Source organism: Cupriavidus sp. 01L46 (assembly GCF_056399905.1).
On sequence record NZ_JBFTSF010000378.1, the window covers coordinates 1 to 5,314 of the forward strand.

The window sequence follows — 5,314 nt, forward strand, 5'->3', positions numbered from 1 at the left end:
CCCGCCTGCCTGCAGCGCCTACGCGAGCGCCTAAAGTCGCTGCCCAATGTGAAACGACCCGGTCGCTCATGCGACCGGGTCGTCAAGTCCCGCCCTTCACGCTATGCCGTTCGCTTCCTCAATAGGGACCTTAACTGAACGGCATTACAGCCGAAGCTGCCMTTTTTCCGTTGCGCCACCCGCGCTGCGGATGGCGGCGAATCAGCTGCGCTTAGTTTGCGCGGCTGCGGTATTCGCCGGTACGGGTGTCGATTTCGATCTTGTCGCCGATGCTGCAGAACAGCGGCACTTGCAGCTCGAAGCCGGTGTTGATCTTGGCGCCCTTGAGCACCTTGCCCGACGAGGTGTCGCCCTTGACGGCCGGCTCGGTGTAGGTGATCTCGCGGACCAGCGTGGTCGGCATATCCACCGAGATGGCCTTGTCGTTGTAGAACACCACTTCGACGGTCATGCCGTCTTCGAGGTAGTTCAGCGAGTCACCCATGCTGTCCTGCTCGACTTCGTACTGGTTGAAGTCGGTATCCATGAACACGTACATCGGGTCGGCGAAGTACGAGTAGGTGCATTCGCGGCGTTCCAGCATCACGACTTCAAACTTGTCGTCAGCCTTGAAGACGGATTCACCCGGGGCTTCCGTCAGCAGGTTCTTGTACTTCATCTTGACCACGGCGGAGTTGCGGCCCGACTTGTTGTACTCAGCCTTCTGCACGACCATCGGGTCGGTACCGATCATGAATACGTTGCCGACGCGGAGTTCTTGTGCGGTTTTCATCTGAACTATTTCCTGAAAAAGAATGTCTCGGAATTCGGTATGGCGAAGGCGCTCTGCCGACACACTGCACGCAAGCTTGCGCGGGGCGTTTCCGTCTTCCGGCCTGGTCACCATCAAAATAACCCGCTATTTTACCCGATTTTCGCAGAAGGCCGCGAGATTTGCGGCCAGGTCGCCAAGGTGCTGCAGGCTGCGCTGCCACTGCTCGGTGGCCGCACCCAGCACGGGCAGATGGGCACGCAGGCGCGACCAGTCAGGTGATTCACCATCCTTATTCCAGCTGTGCCAGAAGGTGGAAAGTGCATTGGCAACCTCAGTCTGACCGCTTCGTTCCAGCCGCTGCAGGAACAAAGCCAGGAAGGCATCGAGCTTGACCATGTGCGCCGCATCGGATTGCGGGTAGATATGCCAGACAAAGGGCCGGCCGGCCCACTGCGCGCGCACGAACGAATCCTCGCCACGCACGAAGTTCAGGTCACATAGCCAGAGCAGTTCATCGTAGTGCTCCTGGCGCACAAAGGGCACCACCTGTACGGTCAGGTTGCCGCGCTCGAAGGCGCTGCCGGGCATGCAACCGGCCGCCCCGAACCATTCGCTTGCCTGTTGCGCCGCCAGGCCGGCCGGGACCAGGCACTGGACGGGCTCCGGGCCATCCCGCCATTGCGCGAGCAGCGCCGGCAACGCGGCGTTGGCATACGCGAACAGGCTGACTTTCAGCGCGCCGTCGATGGGCTGGAAGCCAAGGCGATGCCAGAGTGCCGCTTGGGCCGCGGGGCTGGTGCGCAGGTGCTCGCGCTGCATGCCGAGCATGGCTTCGCGCAGCAGGCCGCCCGTGCCGGGCTCGAAGCCGGGGAAGAAGAAATACTTGATCAGCGGCAGGCGCGGGTGGGGCGAGGCCATGCCGTGGTGTTCCCTGACCCAGGGTTCGGCGCTCATGTATTCGAGATTGATCCAGGCCGGCTTGGGCTCGCATGCAGCCATGGCGGCCAGGAATGCGGCCGGCAGGTCGCAGGCGAAGGACTCGATCACCGCGTCGTGCGGCGTGACCCCCGCGAAGCGCGCGGCGCTCTCCTGGGCGCTTTCCTGGTMCGTGCGCTGCCACGGGCGAATCGTCACGCCGGCAAGCACTTGCTCTGGGGCGGCGATGTCGAGGCCAGGCGCAAGGCGCGCGAAGCTGGCCAGGTCGTCCACCCACAGGCGCACGGCGTGGCCGTGTTCCTGGGCCAGCTGGCGTGCCAGCCGCCAGCAGACGCCGATATCGCCATAGTTGTCGATGACGGTGCAGAAGATGTCCCAGGAGCGGATGGCGCGATCGGGCTGAGTGGGCATGGTGGCGGGACTCCGCGAGGATTTGCTCTAAACTTGCGATTTTAGAGCTTGTTGCGCCATGGCCCCGCCGGGCATGCGCGCCACCAGCCAACCCACGGTCAATTCGCTACCGATGTCCCAGCAGGAACCTGAACCCCACGATCAGGGCGCGCCCGCCTCCGCCCAGCCGGATGGGCTACCCGAGCAGCCGACCGAAGCGTCCTCGGCGGCCCCTTGCGCGGCACCTGCCGAACCCGTGCCGGACGCGCCGTTCGACGCCAAGGCCGTGATTGCGCAATTGCCCGGCCTGCCCGGGGTCTACCGCTACTTCGATGCCCAGGGCAATGTCCTTTACGTGGGCAAGGCGCGCGACCTGAAAAAGCGCGTTTCCAGCTACTTCAACAAGACGCTGCTGTCGCCGCGCATTGCCATGATGGTGGCCAAGATCGTGCGCATCGATACCACGGTGGTGCCCACCGAGGCCGAGRCGCTGCTGCTGGAGAACAACCTGATCAAGGCGCTGGCGCCGCGCTACAACATCCTGTTCCGCGACGACAAGTCGTATCCGTTCGTCAAGCTGACCAGCCATCGCTTCCCGCGCATGGCCTACTACCGCGGCGCCACCGACCGCAAGCATCAGTATTTCGGGCCTTTCCCCAGCGCTGGCGCTGTGCGGGAAAGCATGCAGATCCTGCAGCGCGTGTTCCAGCTGCGTACCTGCGAGGACACCGTCTTTGCCAATCGCACGCGGCCTTGCCTGCTGCATCAGATCCACCGCTGCACCGGGYCTTGCGTGGGCGCCATCAGCGAGGCGGATTACACGCGCGATGTCAGCAACGCGGCGCGCTTCCTGCAAGGCCRTCAGAACGAGGTGCTCGAAGGCTTGCAGGCGAAGATGGAAGAGCACGCCGGGCGGCTCGAGTTCGAGCAGGCGGCGGCGGTGCGCGACCAGATTGGCGCGCTGTCCACCGTGCTCAAGCGGCAGGCCGTGGAGGAGGTTGGGCAGTCCAGCGACATCGACGTGCTTGCAGTGGCGGTGGAGGGTGGCCGTGCGTGCGTCAACCTGGCGATGGTGCGCGGCGGCCGTCATCTCGGCGACAAGGCTTATTTCCCGGCGCACGTCGAGGAGGGCGCGATGATTGTCGGGCACCAGGACGACGATGCCGGTGCCAGCGCGGCGATCGAGCCGGGCGTTGCGGCTGGCGAAGGCGCGGCAGCGCCCGGCGGTCCGGCCGGCATACCGGTCGAGCGCATCGCCGCCGAGGTATTGTCCGCTTTCATGGCGCAGCACTATCTGGACCAGGCCGTGCCGCCGATCCTGGTAGTGAGCCACCTGCCGCCAGACAAGGCGCTGTTGGAGGCATTGACGATGCAGGCGGGGCGCAAGGTCACGCTGGTGCGCCAGCCGCAGGGGCAGCGCCGGTCCTGGCTCGAGATGGCGCAGAAAGGCGCCGAGCTGGCGCTGTCACGCCGCCTGGCTGAGCAAGGCAGCCAGCAGGCCCGTACGCGGGCGCTGGCCGAGACGATCGGCATCGACATGGAAGACCTCGCGTTGCTGCGGGTCGAGTGCTTCGACATCAGTCACACCGCTGGCGAGGCCACGCAAGCGTCTTGCGTGGTCTTCCACCATCATGAGATGCAGAACGCGGAGTACCGCCGCTACAACATCCAGGACATCACGCCCGGCGACGACTACGCCGCCATGCGTCAGGTGCTGACCCGACGCTACCAGAAGCTGGTGGAGATGCTGGAGCARGCGCAGGGGCAGGAGCCCGTCCCCGAGGGGGGCGAGCAAGGCGGCGAGGCGGGGGCGTCCAGTGCGCTGGCGCTGGTGCCGAACGTGGTGCTGATCGATGGCGGCAAGGGCCAGGTGGAGGTTGCGCGCCAGGTGTTCGAGGAGCTTGGCCTCGATATCGGGCTGTTGGTCGGCGTGGCCAAGGGCGAGGGCCGCAAGGTCGGGCTGGAGACGCTGATCTTCGCCGATGGCCGTCCTTCGCTGGAGCTGGGGCAGGGCAGTGCGGCGCTGATGCTGGTGGCGCAGATTCGCGACGAGGCGCACCGCTTTGCCATTACCGGCATGCGCGCGCGCCGCGCCAAGGTGCGCAACACCTCGCGGCTGGAGGAGATCGAGGGCGTCGGCGCCCGTCGCCGGCAGAAGCTGCTCACGCGCTTTGGCGGCCTGCGCGGGGTGGTCGCGGCCAGCATCGACGAACTGGCCAGCGTCGATGGCATCTCGCACGCGCTGGCTGAGGAAATCTATCGGCAGCTACATTGATCCGGCCAAATCCGACGCCCATGTGGCAGGAAATGCTCGGCCATCGTTGAAATAGGCGACAATCTCGGCGTTGCCCATTGCCGTCGTCTCGTTCCGAGCCCCCATGCCGCTGAATATACCGATCCTGCTGACCTGGCTCCGTGTTGCCATGATTCCCCTCGTGGTGGGCGTGTACTACCTGCCCGAAGCATGGCTGCCCATGCATGCCAAGAACATGACGGCAGCCGGTTTTTTCATCGTGGCCGCGGTCACCGACTGGCTGGACGGTTTCCTGGCCAGGCGCTGGAACCAGACTTCGTCCTTCGGCGCCTTCCTCGATCCGGTGGCCGACAAGCTGATGGTGGCGGCCGCGCTGCTGTCGTTGCTGGCGCTGGGCCGGGTGGCCGACCTGATCGCGCTGGTGATCATTGGCCGGGAGATCACCATCTCCGCGTTGCGTGAGTGGATGGCGCAGATCGGGGCGTCGAAGAGCGTCGCGGTGAATTTCCTCGGCAAGCTCAAGACCACCTTCCAGATGATCGCGATCCCTCTGCTGCTCTTCAACGATAGCCTGCTCGGCATCGTCGATGCTTCCGTGCTGGGCGCATGGCTGATCTATGTGGCGGCGGTGCTGACCCTGTGGTCGATGTTCTATTACATGAAGCTGGCGTGGCCGCAGATTCGCGAGCGCAGTGGCCTAAGTGGCGAGGCCACCGCACAAAAGTGATGATTCGATGAAAAATATGCTTGACGACCACGCCGCTGATTTGCAATAATCCTGTTCTCGCTTCTGACGAAACAAACCGAACGAAGCGAAAAGCAGCAAGAATGTAGCGAGATGTGAGCAGTATCGGCACATAAGCTGTGTTTTGGGTAAGAAGTTAGCAGGATCCTGCGGGAGTAGCTCAGTTGGTAGAGCGCAACCTTGCCAAGGTTGAGGTCGCGAGTTCGAGCCTCGTCTCCCGCTCCAATCCCAAAGG

At 64.3% G+C, this 5,314-nt stretch carries 4 protein-coding genes, 1 tRNA gene and 1 pseudogene; 4 read left to right on the forward strand and 2 right to left on the reverse strand.

The features are described from left to right. Nucleotides 1-138: pseudogene (locus AC1DS3_RS34710) on the forward strand (IS4 family transposase); the annotation flags it as partial. Nucleotides 139-211: 73 nt separating this feature from the next. On the opposite strand, the gene efp reads toward AC1DS3_RS34710, so the two are convergent. Beyond that, nucleotides 212-772, reverse strand: a complete 561-nt coding sequence (efp, locus tag AC1DS3_RS34715) for an elongation factor P (protein ID WP_043347839.1) — start codon at nt 770-772, stop codon at nt 212-214. Nucleotides 773-898: 126 nt separating this feature from the next. Beyond that, a complete protein-coding gene (gene earP / locus AC1DS3_RS34720; protein WP_477128964.1) occupies nt 899-2,101 on the reverse strand; it encodes an elongation factor P maturation arginine rhamnosyltransferase EarP in 1,203 nt (400 codons plus the stop codon). Between the two features lie 112 nt (nt 2,102-2,213). On the opposite strand from earP, the gene uvrC reads away from it, so the two are divergent. From uvrC to AC1DS3_RS34735, 3 genes are all read left to right on the forward strand, one after another. Beyond that, nucleotides 2,214-4,355 (forward strand): excinuclease ABC subunit UvrC, encoded by a 2,142-nt coding sequence (uvrC, locus tag AC1DS3_RS34725; protein WP_477128965.1) that lies wholly within the window; start codon nt 2,214-2,216, stop codon nt 4,353-4,355. A gap of 103 nt (nt 4,356-4,458) precedes the next feature. Next, a complete protein-coding gene (gene pgsA, locus AC1DS3_RS34730; RefSeq protein WP_150983177.1) occupies nt 4,459-5,061 on the forward strand; it encodes a CDP-diacylglycerol--glycerol-3-phosphate 3-phosphatidyltransferase in 603 nt (200 codons plus the stop codon). 167 nt (nt 5,062-5,228) lie between these two features. Then, nucleotides 5,229-5,304: transfer RNA gene (locus tag AC1DS3_RS34735), tRNA-Gly, on the forward strand. The last annotated feature ends 10 nt before the right edge of the window (nt 5,305-5,314 follow it).